We start from the raw sequence: 15,938 nt of genomic DNA, 5'->3' as shown, positions 1-15,938 counted from the left end.
CAGGCCCTTCGAGGCTCCGCTTCGCTCCGCACCTCAGGACGAGGGTTTTTGTTTATTTTCAGATTATTATCTTCCCTCATGCTGAGGTGCTTGACCGTCAGGTCAAGCCTCGAAGCAGCCCGGCACTAGAGGTTGGGCTGGGGCACATGCTAACGGCACCGCCTGGGCAGGCCGCCCATCCTTCGACGGGCTCAGGACGAGGCCTTTATTTATGTCTGATTCTCTAATCTCCCTCCTCTCCTCACACTGAGGCGGCTTGACGTTAGTCAAGCCCTCGAAGTGGCTTGGCACAGTCGGTGAAGACTGGAAAAATTCCAGCGCCACCGCCTGTGCCCTCTCCACCGCTTTTCATTGCAGCCGCGTCTGGCCTTGCCTAAGCTGCACGGCGTCAGGGGAAGGGTTTGTTCGACAGGAGTTTGTCTCTCGGCCATGCAGTTTCAGCTTCAAAACCTTGCACTGCGCCATGACCCTTTTCCCATCGGCGTGGCACGCCCGTTGTTTCCGGATGACGACTATGCACGGTTGCTGGAGGCTTATCCGAACAAGGAACATTTCCACTACCTGGGCAAGGTCGGGCACAAGTACGTGCTGTCCGAGAAGTTCAACGCCCGGGCCTATCGGGACTTCATCCACAACACGCCCGTCTGGCGCGACCTGCATGCCTGGATCAAGAGCGACGCCTTCATCTATGGCGTGATGCACAGCCTGCGCGAACAGAACATCGACCTGGGCTTCGATGCGCCGCTGTCCACGGCCAAGCGCCTCAGGAAATACGCCAAGAACGTGGCCAAGGGCCGTTACTGGGAGTTGTCGCCCAAGCTGCGATCGCGTTTCGAGTTCTCGATGCTGCCGGCCGATGGCGGCAGCGTCATTCCCCACACCGACGAGCCGGGCAAGATCGTGACCATCGTGATCTCCATGGCCCGCGCCGACGAGTGGGATCCGGCCTGGGGTGGGGCGACGGATGTGAACCGACCCAAGGACGCCACGCGCCTGTTCAACCGCATGAACGCGCGGGCGGAGTTCGAGGAGATGGAGCTGCTGGACAGCTTCGCCTATGAGCCGAACCAGGCGGTGGTCTTCGTGAAGACCTTCAACTCCTGGCACTCGGTCCGGCCCATGACCGGCCCGGCCGACGCGCTGCGCCGCACGCTGACCATCAACATCGAGGCGCGGGGATGAGTCTGATCCGGCGCCTGCGCGAGAATTATCATATTCACCGGCGCGACAGGAAGCTGGCCCGGGCGCTGGAACAGGCGGATGTCCTGGTCTGTTTCCATGCCAAGAGCGGCAGCACCTGGCTGCGCGCCATGGTCAGCCACGTCTATCACCAGCTCTATCAGACACCCGCCGACCTGTTGCTGCAGGGGGGTAACCTGAAGCGCCATGTTCCGGACATACCCGCTGTTCACTTCGGCGATGGGCTGGAGGTGGTGAGCCGCCTGTCGGGGAAACGCCTGGCCCGCGCCCGTGACGAACAGCGGGTGATTTTCCTGTTGCGTGATCCGCGCGATGTTTCGGTTTCCTTCTATCACCACCTGCGTGAGCGGGCGACGCCACGCGAACTTCTGCGCAAGCAGGTGCCCGACGAAGTTCGTGAGCTGCTGCTCTACGACTTCATGGTGCATTCCGAATTTGGCCTGGGGCGGGTGATTCAGCGCTATAACCACTGGATGCGTGAGGCGCCGCGGTTCGAACAGGCGTTGGTCGTGACCTATGAAGACCTGTGGCAGGATAGCTTGCGCGCGCTCGAGCGCACGATGACACTGCTGGGGGAAATGCCGTCACGCGCTGTCATGGAAGCGGCGGTGGAGTTTGCCTCCTTTTCGTCCCTCAGGGAGAAGGAGCGCAGCGGCTTCTTCCAGGGCGAGCGTCTGAAGCCGACGGCCACTGGCGCGGGCGAATCCTACAAGGTGCGCGAGGGCGGTGTGGGCGGGCACCGGCGCCTGTTCACACAAGAGCAGCTGGCGGTGATCGACGAAATGGTCGCACGCGACCTGGACCCGAGTTTGCCCTATTCGCCAACAGACTTGCAAAGGTACGATCATGGCTGAAAGCATCCTGAAGAACCTGGATCCAGGCCAGATCCGGCAGGCGCCCTTTCCGCACCTGGTGGCCGAAAACGTACTGGATCGCGACTACTACGCGGAACTGGACGCGGCCTTCCCGAGCTTGCAGGCCATCGCAGGAGAGGGGACGCTGGCCAACAACACGCTCTATTCCCGCTCGGCGCGCGATCTGCTGGGGGACGAGGACACGCCGCCACTCTGGCGGGATTTTCTGGACTATCACAGCTCTCAGGCCTTCCTGCAGGAGTTCCTGGCCTTCTGGAACGATGCCATAGAGGGGGTCTATCCCGATCTGGCACAGCGTTTTGGCAAGCCCTTGTCGGATCTGCGGGCGGATGTGCGGCACCCCGGCCGTGAGAAAACCTCCGAGAACCTGCAGAAGGACGTCCTGCTGGATTGCCAGCTTTGCATGAACAGTCCCGTCACCGAGATCTCCTCGGTGCGGGTGCCGCATGTGGACAATCCCTTCAAGCTGTTTGCCGGCCTGCTGTATTTCCGCAGCCCGCAGGACGACTCCACTGGCGGCGACCTGAATCTCTACCGCCTGACCAACGCGCGCTATTATCACGACCGCAAGCTGAACGTGCCGGAACGGTTCATAGAGACCGTTGAGACGGTTCGCTACAGACCGAACACGCTGATCCTCTGGCTGAACACGCCGCACAGCCTGCACGGCGTAACCCCGCGCTCCTGCACCCAGGTGCCGCGTCGTTACGTGAATTTCATCGGTGAAAGCTATGTGACGCGGCCGCAAGGCTTCTTTCCACTGCGGCGCCGTCCGGTCGACCGTGCGAGAGAGGCGTTGCGATCCCTCGTGAAATCGTCCTGAACGCATGCCGGTCGCGACGAACTCCAGGTCAGCTCAGTAGCCAAGGTGGCTCAGGTCACGGCCGAGCTGTTCGGCAAGGCGCTGGTTGAACGGCCTGCAATAGTCCTGGATCGTGCTGCGCAGATCATCGGGCAGGCGTATCTCCATTTCGCGCTGGCGTTCATGGAATTTCAGATAGGGGGCACTCACGGCGGAGTCTGCCAGGGCCGCAACCTTTCGGACGAGCCGCGGCGGTGTCTCGTCCCTACGCTCATAGGCGCGCTTCAAGTGCCGCTTGAGACTGACATTCCAGGTCTTGAGAGGGCGTATCGCCCAGCTGTCGCTTTGCGTGCGCCGAGCATTCTCCTGTTGGCGGTTGAAGGCGGCCGGTGTTTCCTCCGGCAGCCTGTCCAGGCCCAGAAAGTCCGCCAGGTCCTGCCAGAAGGCGGGGCGGTCCATCTCTTCCATCGGCAGGACGCAGAGGTTGTCGGCTCCAATGGCCTGGCGCAGGTGGTGGACCCAGGCTGACCAATCCAGATAGGCATTCCCGTTGCGGATCAGTCTTCGCACCCTGTCCTCGAAATCCCGCTGCGAGGCGCGCTTGATGTGCGCCGACTTCTGGGCATAGAGCGAGGCCAGCCAGTCCGGCTGGTTGCGCAGGGTCAGGAGAACCTTCACATCGCCCCGCTGCCACACCTTTTCTGAGAAGGTCTCCAGGAAGGAGATGATGGGAAAGGGGCGCGCGCCTTCTCCGGACTCAGCTGCCGATGCACTTTCCACGGGCCAGAGATCGTCCGGACCATAGGTCTGCCGGTTCGTCAGCGACTCGTGACTGATGACGATGCAGCTGGCGTCGGGAAAGCGCTCGTCCTTGTGGTCGAGCAGCTGCCTGGCCCAGTCCGCAGCGGCCGGATCTTCGGTCGACTCCAGCGGTGCGACCGGCGCCCGCTTCAGCAGCCCTTGTGCAAAGTCCGGCCCTGCTTCGCCATAGTGCGTTCCGAGATAGGCCGGGAAGTTTGGTAGAATATGGCGCTGCAGAGTGGTCGTAGCTGTCTTCGGCAGGCCAATGTGGAGGATGAGATCCGTCATGCCGGAACCATAGCGCAGCCTGTTCTTGCGGAGAAGGGGCCTGGCAGGGGCTGGTGGCGAATGCCAGCGGCGCGGTCTGGCCTTGTGGCTTCATCCTTCGACAGGCTCAGGATGAGGCTTCGAGGCTCCGCGCTTTACGCGCTCCGCACCTCTGGATGAGGGTTTTGCTTTATTTCCACCTCACCAACCTTCCTCATGGTGAGGAGCGCGGCCCGCAGGGCAGGGCCTCGAACCCTCATGGTGAGGTGCGAACCCCACAGGGGTGAGCCTCGAACCCTCATGGTGAGGTGCGAACCCCACAGGGGTGAGCCTCGAACCACTGCTGCAAAGATACAACGCTATCCCGAAAGACAGGTGCTGTGACACCGGATTTTCCTTGCAGGTTGAGGGTGCCTGTTCGACAAAGTACAGGTTAATATGGCGTTAATCGCAATGCGGTTGCGGCAGGCATTGCACAGCAGGGGCAGGGCGAACGGCCCTGCGGACAGGCCATGTACATGCCCCGGGATATGGTGGAACCGACCGTCTGGCTGCTTCTGGGCGACAAGCTGGGCGACAACGCCCAGGTCGAGGCGCTGGCCGGGGCGCTGGGCTGGCCCGTAGTCCGTCGGCACCTGAGTTTCCGCGAACCCTACATCCACGGCAAGCCGGAGTTCCGGCCCGATCTCTATCACATCGATCCCGAAAGCTCGGACCGGCTGCAGCCGCCCTGGCCCGACCTGATCCTGACCATCGGGCGTCGGCCTTCCATGGCCGCGCTGTGGGTGAAGCAGCAGTCGGGTGGCCGCACCAAGGTGGCCCTGATCGGCCGGCCCAAGAAGCAGTTCGACGCCTTCGACCTGGTGATCGGCACGCCGCAGTATCACCTGCCCCGGCGGCCCAACGTCATCAACCTGGACCTGCCGCTGATGCGCGTGGATCCGAACCGCCTGGCCGAACAGCGCGCGCAGTGGCAGGACGCATTGGAACCCCTTCCGCGGCCGCTGATCGCCGTGTTGGTCGGCGGGCCCACCAAGCCCTTCGCCCTGGACGCCGCCGCCATCGCGCGTCTGGTCGCCCGGGTCGAGGCCCTGCAGCAGGACGAGGGCGGCACGCTCTATTTCACCACCAGCCGCCGCACCCCGCCCGAGGTGGCCGATGCGCTGTTGGCCGCCTTGCCGCCCGGCGCGCGCTTCTTCCGCTGGGAACCGGACGCGGCCGGCAACCCCACCACCAGTGACAACCCCTATCTGGGCCTGCTGGCCCATGCGGACCGCTTCGTGGTGACGGGCGACAGCATTTCCATGATGGTCGAGGTGGCCAGCCTGGGCCGGCCGCTGGCGATCTTCCCCCTGCCGCTTCGCCGCCAGCACCTGTCGCGCCTGCGCCACGGCCTGCGCCGCCTGTTCCAGGCCGCGCCCCGCGACCTTCCCAAGCTGCACGCCAGCCTGTACCGCCAGGAACTGGCCGTGCCCCTGGGCCGTCCGTTCCGGCAGCCGGCGCGCATACCCCAGAACGAGCGGGACCGCGTGGTGCGGCACCTGGAGGCCCTGATGGAAACGCCGGGCAACTCGCCGGAAACACAGGGCGAGGACGCGATTCGCCGCCAACGCCGTCGCGGCTATGTCCGGGCCGGCCTGGGCCTGATGATCTATGCCGCACTGGCGGTTTTTGCGGCAGTCTATTGAGAACCTTCCTCATCCTGGCTTGCCGTGTCCCGGACCCCGGTTCGACGCACCACAGCTTCGCCAACAAGAATGCGAAAGGCTTGATTGTGATGGCTCATCCTCTATGAGAGGATATCCATCCAAGGTGCACAGTTCCGACCATCAGCCGCTCAGGCGCCAATCAAGCTTCCCCTCTTACCAGTGAAACGCCCATGACCGATACAACTGCTTCCTCGCTCGAAGATATCGCCGCCCGCATCCCCTCCATGGGCGGACAGGCCATAGGCGACCGGCTCAGGCGCGCGGCCGCCGAGGTGGAGGAGGGGCACAGCATCGTCGAGGTCGGAAGCTGGCTCGGTTCGGGCACCGCCTATCTCGCCCTGGGCGTGCGCGATTCCGGCAGGGATATCCCCTTGCACAGCTTCGACGAATGGCGTTGCCGCGCGACGCACTTGGACAAGGCCAGGGCCTGGGGCGTGGAGTTCCAGGAGAACCAGGACACCCTGCCCTGGGTCAGGGACGCGCTGGCGCCCCTTGGCGTGCCCATCCAGTTTCACCAGGGCGATATCGAGAAGGTGCACTGGACCGAGGGGGACATCGGCCTGTTCGTGCTCGACACCGCCAAGGCAGGCGAGCCCTTTCTCTATACCATGCAGATCTTCGGGCCGCACATGGTGCCCGGCAAGACGGTCCTCTACATGATGGACTTTCACTATTACAGGAAGAAGTCTGAGGAGAGGTTCACGGACCAGCGGGACTTCTTTGCCAAGAATACGGACAGTTTCGAGCCCATCGAGTACCAGGTCAATAACGGCAGCTGTGCCGTCTTCCGCTATGCAAAGCCCCTGGATTTCGAGGCCGCGACCCAGGCCTTCCGGACCCAGCGCCGTGCCTCCTTCGACCGTGTGGCCAGGCAGAAGGCGCGCCAGAAAAGCCTGGTGAAGAGGATCAAGCACCTGTTCCGCCGCTGACCCCTCTCACCGCGCCGGGAAAGGCACGACAGGCATGGACAGCTCGCTTCTCGCGGTTCTGCGCTATCTCGGGCGAAATCGGCGTCCCCGTTACGCGCAAGCCCCCCTTCGAGGGATGGCGTTGCTGTGGGAGGTCTTCAAGGACCTGGTTGCCGTGGCCTGTACCCCCATGCCGTTCATCAAGGACTATGAGACAGGCGCCATCCTGCTGGCCAGTGAGTCTCACAAGACACGGGAGGTCCGGGACTTCATCACGGGGATCTTCGCGTCGGCGCGCTTCGACACTATCCGTTACGCCAAGCGCATTCCGCTTTTCTCTTTCCTTCTGGGACACCTGTTTCTCAAGCGGCGCCTGGGGAAAGTGCTGCGCAACTATGGTTGGATCCGTCGGCGCTATCCTGCCCGGGTCGGCCGGGATTTCCTGAAATTCTTCCTGTATCAGACCATGGCCGAGCAATGCTTTACCAAGCGTCCGCCTGTGGCCATTGCCATCATCTCTGACCTGGCCGCGCGGCGCATCGCTTTTGCCCGGGCGGCCCGAAAAAGCGGCGCTGCGGTGATCTATTACCAGTACGGGCAGCATCACAGCTTCCGCCCCCCATTTCGTGTGGATTACGCCATCTGCCTCAATAACCTGCTGGCTGACAAATTGAAGGCCGATCAGGACGCCGTCGTCGTGAACCGGCATGTCTATGACGGGAAGGCCGAAGACCTGCGCTTCAGGCGTGTGCCGGAACACCCCGTCATAGGGATCACCACCAATGTCTATCCGAACCGCGAAGGGCTAGAGCGCCTGCTGGCCGGTTTGCATAGGCAATGGCGGCCGACCCGTGTGCTCTACAAACCGCACCCCAGGAGCTCGGACAGCGTCGTAAAGGGCCTCGACTGCGAGGTGTACGACAGCACGGCCGGTATCGAGGAATTCGCGAAGGCGGTCGATCTCTGCATCAGCGGCAATACGACCGCAATCCTGAAGGTGCTGCTGGAGGGCACACCCTGCCTCTACCTGTCCGGCCTGGATGCCTACGGGCATGACCGTTACGGCTATATGCGCGGTCACGCGGTGACGGGCGGCGATGCGCTGGACCCCTTCACTGTCCGGGACATCAACGCGTTCTATTCGGAGAGCGGCAGCCTGGAACAGGTCCGCGCCTACATGGAGCGCAACATGATCATCGACAAAACCAAAGACGAAACGCCACGCTTCATCGCCGACATGCAGAGGCGCCTGGGCAGACATTGAAGTCATGCGGCGCTTTGGTTAGACCTTTTCCCATACTTTTGGGGTGAATGCTGTGCCAAAGGACCTGATGCTTCTCGACTGCACCCTGCGCGACGGGGGCTATTACAACGACTGGGACTTCGACGCCGAGCTGGTCGCGGATTACCTGTCGGCCATGGCGCGCTGTGGCGTGGATGTGGTGGAGATCGGCTTCCGCTTCACGCCCAAGGCCCGCTTCCTGGGGCCCTTCGCCTATACTACCGACGCCTTCCTGGACAGCCTGGACCTGCCCGGCAATCTGACCTATGGCGTCATGATCAATGCCGGCGACTACCTGAAGGAGGAACCGGGGCCGGCGCAGTTAATCCGCCGTCATTTCTCCCCCGCATCAGAGTCGCCTGTCGATCTGGTGCGCATCGCCGCCCACGTGGGCCAGGTCGAGTCCTGCGGCCCGGTGGTGGCCGAGCTGTCGCGCCTGGGCTATCGCATCGGGCTCAACATCATGCAGGCGAACAGCTGCACGCCGGAGCGGCTGGGCGAGCTGGCCCAAGCGGCTGTCGGTTTCGGTGGCGTCGAAGCGCTCTATTTCGCCGATTCCCTGGGCAACATGGATGCCGCGGCGGTCCAGGGGACCGTGGCCGCCCTGCGCCGGGCCTGGAACGGGCCCATCGGTTTCCACGGCCATGACAACACGGGCTATGGCGTGTCCAACAGCCTGGCGGCCCTGGACGCCGGCGCCGGCTGGATCGATGCCACGGTGCGCGGCATGGGCCGCGGCGCCGGCAACACCCAGATGGAATACCTGGTCGCCGAGCTGCAGCAGCGCGACTTGAAACTGGTTCGCCCGGCGCCGCTTTACGACTTTGCCAACAACGGGATCGCCGCGCTGCACGCGCACTACGGCTGGGGCAAGAACCTGTTCTATTATCTGGCCGGGCTGCACGAGGTCCACCCGACCTATGTCCAGGACATGCTGACGGACGAGCGCTTCGACGCCAACGACATCATCGCCCTGATCGAGGTACTGGGCCGCTCCGGCGGCCGGGCCTACAGCCCCGCGGGCGTGGACAACGCCCTGTTGGGCCAGTTCGCCCAGGCCGAGGGCAGCTGGTCGGCCGATGGCGCCTTTGCCGGGCAACAGGTCCTGCTGATCGCGGCCGGCCCCTCGGCCGAGCGGCACTGGCCGGCCCTGGCGCGCTACATCGAGCGCGACCGTCCCCATGTCATCGCCCTGAACCCCATTTCCTTCGTGCCGGCCGAGCTGGTGGACAGCGTGGCCTGTTGCCATCCCGGGCGCATGCTGCAGCTGTTGGGTTCTGCCGACGGCTGGCGCGAGAAACCGCTGCTGACCCCGAAGGACAGCTTGCCCGACGATCTGCGCCACCAGCTCGAGGGGCGCGAGGTGCTGGACTACGGCATGGCCGTGCAGCGCCACGCGCTGCAGGTGACGCCCAACGGTTGTGTCGTGCCGGCCCCCCTGGTGGCCGCCTATGCCATGGCCGCCGCCGCCGGCGGCGGGGCGCGCGAAATTCTGGTGGCCGGCTTCGACGGCTATGACGGGGCCAACGACAAGTTCCGCGCCATGAACGGCTTCCTGGAGGATTTCCAGGCACAGCACCCCGACCTGCCCGTCGTCTCGCTGACGCCCACACGCTACAACCTGACGGCATCGTCGGTCTATGCTATGTGAGGAGCCAGAGTAAGGAAAAGCTCAATAAAACTGACCTCATCCTGAGGTGCGAGCCATAGCGAGCCTCGAAGGAGGCTGGCACAGGCGGTTGTGCCGGGAAAGCATGCCAACGGCGCCGCCGGTGCCAATGCTTCGAGGCATGCCCCTTCGGGTCATGCTCCTCAGCATGAGGTGCTTCGAGGCTCTGCCTCCGGCAGAGCACCTCAGCATGAGGAGGTTTGGGAGCAAATTAGAGAGTTAGAGAGCTACAGATAAAAGATAACCTCATCCTGAGGAGCCGCCGACAGGCGGCGTCTCGAAGGATCGGCGGCCAGCTCGGACGGCGCCGTTGGCATGACCCCGGCCTCAACACCGGTGCCAGGCTGCTTCGAGGCCCGTCCCTCCGGGCCGGGCACCTCAGCATGAGGTGAATTGGGAGGATGTTAGTGAGCTGTAATTAAAGGATAAACCTCATCCTGAGGCGGATCGCGTTAGCGCGGAGCCTCGAAGCCTCATCCTGAGGTGCGAGCGTTAGCGAGCCTCGAAGGATCGGCCACACGCACCACCGCCACCGCAAAGCCTAACCGAAGGAAACCACCCGTGCCAAACGCAGCCATCGTCATCCCGGCCCGCTACACCTCCTCGCGCTATCCCGGCAAGCCGCTGGTCGAGATCGAGGGGCGGCCGATGATCCTGCATGTCTGGGAGCGCTGCTGCCAGGCCACCAGTCCGGAGCAGGTCTTCATCGCCACCGACGACGACCGCATCGCCGAGGCCGGGCGCGCCGGCGGGGCGCAGGTGGTGATGACGCCGGACGATTGCCTGACCGGCACCGACCGGGTCTATCACGCGGCGAAACAGATCGAGGCCGAGACCTTCATCAACGTCCAGGGGGACGAGCCGCTGATCCGGCCCGAGGATATCTGCGCCGTGCTGGCCCGAGCCGAGGCCGAGCCCGAGCGCATTTTCAACGCCATGTGCGCCATCGCCGACGAGCGCGAGTACCGCAGCCCCACTGTGCCCAAGCTGGTGACGCGCCTGGACGGGCGCCTGCTCTACATGTCGCGGGGGCCGATCCCGGCACGCAAGGACGGCGTCTTCGCCTGGTCGCACAAGCAGGTCTGCATCTATGCCTTCCCGCGCGCCGCCTTGGCCGCCTTCGCCGAGCGCGGCGGCAAGACCCCGCACGAGCAGGTGGAGGACATCGAGATCCTGCGCTTCCTGGAAATGGGCCACGAGGTGCAGATGGTCGAGGTCTCCACCAGCTCCGTCGCCGTGGACACGCCCGAGGACCTGGTGCGGGTGCGCGAACTTTTCCGCGAACGGGCTGCTGCCAAGTGATGCGGGCGCGGCGTTGATGCAGGCCCCCCTCTGATGCAACGGGCGCGCTACCACGTTGCGGTCTTCGACTGCGACGGCGTGATCCTGGCCTCCAACCGCCTGAAGTCCCAGGCCTTCGCCCAGGCGCTGGAGGGCGAGGATCCGGCCCTGGTGGCCGAGTTCGTCGCCTGGCACCAGGCCAACGGCGGCATCGCGCGCCAGGTGAAGTTCGACCACTTCTTCCGCAGCATGAAGGGCATAAGCGCACCGGAGGAACCGGTCAGGCAGGCCGTGGACCGCTATGGCCGGATCGTGCGCCAGGGCCTGAGGGATTGCGCCCTCATCCCGGGCGTGGAAGAGCTGCTGCCCGCACTGCAGGCGCGGAACATCGCCTGTTACGTCAACTCCGGCGGCAGCGAGGCGGAACTGCGCGAGATCTTTGCCGAACGCGGCCTGGCGCAGTGGTTCCGGGGCATCTATGGCTCGCCTGACGACAAGTTCAATAACATGAAGCGCGCCGGGCTGGAAGATCTGGGCTCTGGCGAGGGCCTGTTGCTGGGGGATTCCCGGGTGGATCGGGAGGTCGCGCGCCACTACAGCCTGGACTTCGTCTATGTCGCCCATGAGTCCGAATGGCAGCCTGAGCCCGGCGAACTGTTGGCCGAGGATACACTGGCTGTGCAGGATTTGCATCAGATCGTCAGGATCTTCTCAGCTGAATGAATTACTGTGCGGACATCAGCCTTTCACCACGACAAAAGCAACAGGGAACCGGATGTCATATAACCTTTGGAAACTCTTCGGCCTGCAGCGCAGCGGGAACCATCCCATCATCAATTGGTTGATGGGCCTGGATCAGGAGAACACCCTGTTCTTCAACAGACGTAAGCCGGGCGTGGATCTGTTCGATGATCCCTCGGGCGTGTCCATGCCGGAGGGTCATAAATCCTATGCCATCAGGGTGGACGGAAAGAAGCAGCTCAATGAAGACCTGGTCGATGAGTTCAAGCGCAGAAGCACCAGGCGGAACCTGTTGGTCAGCTTCGAGAATTACGATCTGCGCAAATTTGACGAAGACCTGCTGGACAAGCCCATCGTTGAGCACTTTGGCACGCCCCAAAGCAGAACGAATTTCATTGTCTTGAGAAACCCGTTCAACATGCTTGCCTCCAAGGAGAAGATGTTGCGTGCCGGCATGAAGAAGCGGCGCCGGAAGAAAATGAGCCTGCTGCAACGCATAAGGACAAGGGATGACGATTTCATAGAAAGATCGCTGAATGGCCGCCTTAGCCTGTGGTCAGGTTATGCTTTCCTGGCCCTCTACCCAAACTCTGCGACACGCGGCAGCTTCGTTCCCATCGTGTTTGACCGCTGGGCGGAGGACAGGGCCTATCGCGATCAGATCGTCGAATCCATCGGTTACAGGAACAGGGATGCGCACCTCGACTTCGTGTCCGATGCGGGCAAGGGCAGCAGTTTCGAGGGCACGGAAATGAAGAACACAAGGAACACGCTGTCCAGATGGGACCAGGGCAACAAGGAGATCTGCCGGAGGGTCATCCGGCGGCATCCGGAGGTGGTTGATTACGCCAGCCTGATTTTCGGAAGTGAAGCGATACCGAAGGACATCTGAGGAAAGATCATGTCCAGGCCGATGCCGACATCTGTGTCATTCCCTCAAAGCTCTTTCACGTAGCCCAGCTCGCCGAAATCACGGTCATAGACTGCTTCCACGATCTGGCGGCATTCCGTATCGTAATAGGCGTGCAGTTTCCCGGATGCGCCGGTTCGCTGGCCTTTCCGCTGGATGGTCAGGTCCACGGCGGGCGAGATGCGCCGCACGATGGCCGGCAGGTCGTCGTCCAGGCTTTCCAGCTTGCCCAGGTAATCGATCCGGTCGGCGATGCCCAGGATACGCGTCTGGCGCATCCAGTGGGGATTGTCCCGCTCTCCCCCCTCGGCCAGGTAGCGGCAGAAGCCGCGGAACGAAAGCCGGCCTTCATCGTAGCTTTCGATCTGGGCACTGTGTTTCTTGTGCTCTGGCATGCGATCTTCCGCAATCTTGTTGAGGTAGGCGGAGAGCGCACGGGAATAGGGATTGCGCACGATCGTAAAGGTGAACAGCCTGCGGGGAAGAGTGATGGCCTGGGTCAGGGACAGGTCACTGTAATGCAGGTACTGCTTCTTGATGTCACCGACACGCTTCGAGGTGATTCGTGCCTCCGGAAAATTCTGCTGCAGGGTGCCGATGATGGTGCTGTTCGCGGCCTTGGGAATACGGATATATCCATAGCCCCATTCGAGCGATAGGGCCGTGCGCAGGTCGATGGGTTTGATGTGCTCGCGCCACAGGCGTGGACGCAGAAGGTAGTAGGGCCGAAATTTGTATTTTGTGGATTTCATTCTGCAGCCTATACCGCGAGATTTTCTGTAATTATTAAATTAATAAAATACTTAAATATCATAATTATTTAAATTTATAACTTGTGCTTATTTATAAAGCTATTAATTTGATTTTTGCTATATATATTTTTCACAATGTTATTTTCATATATACATTCTAATTTATCTTGGTCAAATTTAATTAATTTTCGTATTTCTTTAAAAAATTCGTAACCGTCCGCTCTGTACCGCCTTGCAATCCTGCTGATTGATCAGGCTGCCTTGGCCAGGGCCGGGTTCGTCCAGTTCCAGGGCAGGAGGTCATCGATCCGGTTGATCGGATGGTCGTTGATGCGGGCCAGGACATTGGCCAGATAGGCCTGCGGGTCGTGGCCGGACAGCTTGGCGGCCTCGATCAGCGTCATGGCATCGGCCAGGGTCTCGCCACCGGCGTCCGAACCGGCAAAGAGATAGTTCTTGCGGCCGATGGCGATGGGCCGCATGGCCCGTTCAGCGACGTTGTTGTCGATGGCAACACGCCCGTCTTCCAGGAACAGCGTGAACGCCGGCCAGCGGTTCAGGGCATAGCGCATGGCCTTGGCCAGACCGCTCTTGCCCGAGATACGTGCCAGCTGCGCCTCGCACCATGTGCGGAAGGCCTCGACACGTGGCCGGCTGTGCGCCTGGCGCTGGCGATAACGCATCTCCGGTGCCTGACCGGATATCGCCCGCTCGAGATCGTAGAGGGCCCCGATACGGTTCAAGGCCTCTTCCGCCAACTTGGAGCCGGTGGCCTTCCAGACGTCGTGGAAGTCCCGGCGCAGATGCGCCCAGCAGGCCGCCTCGCGCACGCGCACCTTGCCCTCGGCGTCGGGTTCATAAAGCTTGCGGAACCCGGCATAGGCATCGGCCTGCAGAATGCCGCGGAAGTCCTTGAGATGCTCCTGGGGATGCACCCCCTTGCGGTCCGGCGAGAACCAGTAGGCCACCGCCGGCGGGTCGGTACAGCCCCAGGCGCGGTCATCGCGCACATAGGTCCAGATCCGCCCCTCCTTGACGGCCTTGGCGCTGGCCGCCGCCTTGGGGCGGCGCGGATCCAGGACCTTGATCGGGGTGTCATCGCCATGCAGGCGATCGCCCGCCAGGACATGGTCCTTGATACGCGCGACCAGTGGGGCGACCACGGCCATGGACTGGCCGCACCAGTCGACCAGGGTCGAGCGCGGGATCTCCGCGCCCTGGCGGGCCAGGATCTCGGTCTGGCGATAGAGCGGCAGATGATCGTCGAACTTGGAGACCAGGATGTGGGCCAGCAGGCCCGGGCCCGCCATGCTGCGCGGAATGGGCCGGCTCGGTGCCTCGGGCTGGACCACCTTCTCGCAGCAGCGGCAGGACTTCTTGAGCCGCGCGATCTCAATGACCTTCAGCTGGGCTGTCACCAGCTCCAGGAGTTCCGAAACATCTTCGCCCAACAGGCGCAGCGGTCCGCCGCAGTCGGGGCATTCTTCTCCGGGATCCAGGGTCTCCCGCGTGCGGGGTGTCTGCGGATCCACCCGGGGGCGGCCGCGCCGGCGGCCCTGTGGCTTGTCCGTACTTTCGCTCTCGGGGGTCGGGGCCGGATCGCCCTCCGCCTGTCCGCCGTACTCGCGGGCGTGGGCGACCTGCAGGTCCTCCAGGGCCAGCTCCAGCTGGGCGATCTCGCGCGTGATGCGTTCCGAGGAGCTGCCGAACTTCTGCTTGCGCAGGCGCAGAATGCGCGCCTTGAGTGCCTCCACCAGGCTTTCATAGGCCCGCACCGAGGCCGACATGCGGGTCACCTCCTCGTGCTGGGCGAGGATCATCGCCTTCAGGGTGGCCGGGTCGTCCGGCAGGCTGTCCAGCGTCGGTATCATGGGCAGAAGTTTACCCCAGCCGACTCCCCAGGAACAGCACTATCCCCTTGATTCTGATAAAATATCAGCCCGCCCGCAGGGGTGCCGCCGTCCAGGCCGGACGGCGCCAGTCAATGCCCTCCCACAGCATCGCCAGCTGCGCCGAGGTCAGGCGCGCCACGCCATCGGCCGGCGAGGGCCAGGGAAAGCGTCCGCGCTCCAGAACCTTGTAGTAGAGGCAGAACCCCTGGCCGTCCCAGTGCAGCAGCTTGATGCGGTCCCCGCGCCGGCCGCGAAAGGCAAAGACCGCACGGCTGCAGGGGTCCTGACGCAATACCTGATCCGCTGCCGCAGCAAGACCGGTTATTCCCTTGCGCATGTCGGTCACCCCGCAGGCCAGGTAGACGCGCACACCATTGCCCGGGCCGATCATGCCGCCTCCGTCAGGCGGATCATGCGCCGCACCACCGCCTCCGGGGCATCGCCGGCCAAGCGCAGGCGACGGCCATTGCAAAGTCCGATCTCGACAAGGCCGGCCCCGCCCGCATCCGCACCCGGATCCTCCGGGGCCAGATCCACCGCCAGGAACTGCGGACGGCTGTCTGCCAGCAGGCCCTTCTGGCGTAGCTCGCGGCGCCACTGGTAGATGTGCTGGCGCGTGATGTCGTAGCGCCGCGCCACATCGGCAACAGTCGCCCCGTCAACGCCAACCGCCGCCAGGATCTCCTGCTTTTGCTCCAGCGACCAGCGTCGCCGACGCTCAACACCCGTCAGTATCTCCTGGCGCATCCACTGCCTCCGTCCTTGTTGACGTCAGTAACGACGTACATAACGACGGAAATTAACCTGATGCTGTCCAAAATTTGAAGGCGGTCCTGAGCGGACGGTTAC

Annotated in this window: 15 protein-coding genes; 10 read left to right on the top strand and 5 right to left on the bottom strand. The window is 63.1% G+C overall.

What is annotated here, in order from left to right:
• Window positions 1-429 precede the first annotated feature (429 nt).
• The 3 genes from G502_RS0110475 to G502_RS0110465 are packed head-to-tail and all read left to right on the top strand — an operon-like array spanning window position 430 to window position 2,898.
• Window positions 430-1,182, top strand: coding sequence for a hypothetical protein (locus tag G502_RS0110475; RefSeq protein ID WP_022728621.1), 753 nt, complete (start codon window positions 430-432; stop codon window positions 1,180-1,182).
• On the top strand, window positions 1,179-2,054 hold the full coding sequence (locus tag G502_RS0110470) for a sulfotransferase domain-containing protein (protein WP_022728620.1): 876 nt from the start codon (window positions 1,179-1,181) through the stop codon (window positions 2,052-2,054). Before G502_RS0110475 ends, G502_RS0110470 begins: the two co-directional genes overlap by 4 nt.
• Window positions 2,047-2,898 carry a 2OG-Fe(II) oxygenase family protein gene (locus G502_RS0110465; RefSeq protein ID WP_022728619.1) on the top strand — a complete coding sequence of 284 codons (852 nt, stop codon included), beginning with the start codon at window positions 2,047-2,049 and terminating at the stop codon, window positions 2,896-2,898. The genes G502_RS0110470 and G502_RS0110465 overlap by 8 nt, the downstream gene beginning before the upstream one ends.
• A gap of 33 nt (window positions 2,899-2,931) precedes the next feature.
• On the opposite strand, the gene G502_RS0110460 is transcribed toward G502_RS0110465, so the two are convergent.
• Window positions 2,932-3,966 carry a sulfotransferase family protein gene (locus tag G502_RS0110460; RefSeq protein WP_022728618.1) on the bottom strand — a complete coding sequence of 345 codons (1,035 nt, stop codon included), beginning with the start codon at window positions 3,964-3,966 and terminating at the stop codon, window positions 2,932-2,934.
• Window positions 3,967-4,457: 491 nt separating this feature from the next.
• Between G502_RS0110460 and G502_RS19700 the strand changes: the two genes are divergently transcribed.
• From G502_RS19700 to G502_RS0110425, 7 genes are all read left to right on the top strand, one after another.
• A complete protein-coding gene (locus G502_RS19700; RefSeq protein WP_051152161.1) occupies window positions 4,458-5,633 on the top strand; it encodes a mitochondrial fission ELM1 family protein in 1,176 nt (391 codons plus the stop codon).
• A 191-nt stretch (window positions 5,634-5,824) separates the two neighbouring features.
• Window positions 5,825-6,583: a class I SAM-dependent methyltransferase gene (locus tag G502_RS0110450; RefSeq protein ID WP_022728616.1), complete on the top strand. Its 759-nt coding sequence runs from the start codon at window positions 5,825-5,827 to the stop codon at window positions 6,581-6,583.
• A gap of 34 nt (window positions 6,584-6,617) precedes the next feature.
• Complete coding sequence (locus G502_RS0110445; protein ID WP_155957840.1) at window positions 6,618-7,826, top strand: hypothetical protein; 1,209 nt, start codon at window positions 6,618-6,620, stop codon at window positions 7,824-7,826.
• A gap of 52 nt (window positions 7,827-7,878) precedes the next feature.
• Window positions 7,879-9,495 carry an aldolase catalytic domain-containing protein gene (locus tag G502_RS0110440; RefSeq protein ID WP_211217829.1) on the top strand — a complete coding sequence of 539 codons (1,617 nt, stop codon included), beginning with the start codon at window positions 7,879-7,881 and terminating at the stop codon, window positions 9,493-9,495.
• Between the two features lie 579 nt (window positions 9,496-10,074).
• The gene (locus G502_RS0110435) at window positions 10,075-10,815 is read left to right on the top strand and encodes a 3-deoxy-manno-octulosonate cytidylyltransferase (protein WP_022728613.1); all 741 of its coding nucleotides are present in this window, start codon (window positions 10,075-10,077) and stop codon (window positions 10,813-10,815) included.
• 33 nt (window positions 10,816-10,848) lie between these two features.
• Window positions 10,849-11,517, top strand: coding sequence for an HAD family hydrolase (locus G502_RS0110430; RefSeq protein WP_022728612.1), 669 nt, complete (start codon window positions 10,849-10,851; stop codon window positions 11,515-11,517).
• Between the two features lie 52 nt (window positions 11,518-11,569).
• Window positions 11,570-12,427: a hypothetical protein gene (locus G502_RS0110425; RefSeq protein ID WP_022728611.1), complete on the top strand. Its 858-nt coding sequence runs from the start codon at window positions 11,570-11,572 to the stop codon at window positions 12,425-12,427.
• Window positions 12,428-12,471: 44 nt separating this feature from the next.
• Here G502_RS0110425 and G502_RS21480 read toward each other — a convergent pair whose 3' ends face one another.
• The 4 genes from G502_RS21480 to tnpA form a co-directional block, all read right to left on the bottom strand.
• A complete protein-coding gene (locus tag G502_RS21480) occupies window positions 12,472-13,197 on the bottom strand; it encodes a sulfotransferase family 2 domain-containing protein (protein ID WP_022728610.1) in 726 nt (241 codons plus the stop codon).
• A 251-nt stretch (window positions 13,198-13,448) separates the two neighbouring features.
• The gene (tnpC, locus tag G502_RS0110415; protein ID WP_022727558.1) at window positions 13,449-15,068 is read right to left on the bottom strand and encodes an IS66 family transposase; all 1,620 of its coding nucleotides are present in this window, start codon (window positions 15,066-15,068) and stop codon (window positions 13,449-13,451) included.
• 64 nt (window positions 15,069-15,132) lie between these two features.
• Window positions 15,133-15,480 carry an IS66 family insertion sequence element accessory protein TnpB gene (gene tnpB / locus G502_RS0110410; RefSeq protein WP_022727559.1) on the bottom strand — a complete coding sequence of 116 codons (348 nt, stop codon included), beginning with the start codon at window positions 15,478-15,480 and terminating at the stop codon, window positions 15,133-15,135.
• Window positions 15,477-15,836 carry an IS66-like element accessory protein TnpA gene (gene tnpA / locus G502_RS0110405; protein WP_022727560.1) on the bottom strand — a complete coding sequence of 120 codons (360 nt, stop codon included), beginning with the start codon at window positions 15,834-15,836 and terminating at the stop codon, window positions 15,477-15,479. The genes tnpB and tnpA overlap by 4 nt, the downstream gene beginning before the upstream one ends.
• Between the last annotated feature and the right edge of the window lie 102 nt (window positions 15,837-15,938).

Origin of the sequence: Fodinicurvata sediminis DSM 21159, assembly GCF_000420625.1 — a bacterium.
Classification (GTDB): Bacteria; Pseudomonadota; Alphaproteobacteria; order Kiloniellales; family DSM-21159; genus Fodinicurvata; species Fodinicurvata sediminis.
The sequence above is the reverse complement of the archived record's forward strand: the minus strand, read 5'-3'. Positions and strand labels throughout refer to the sequence as shown.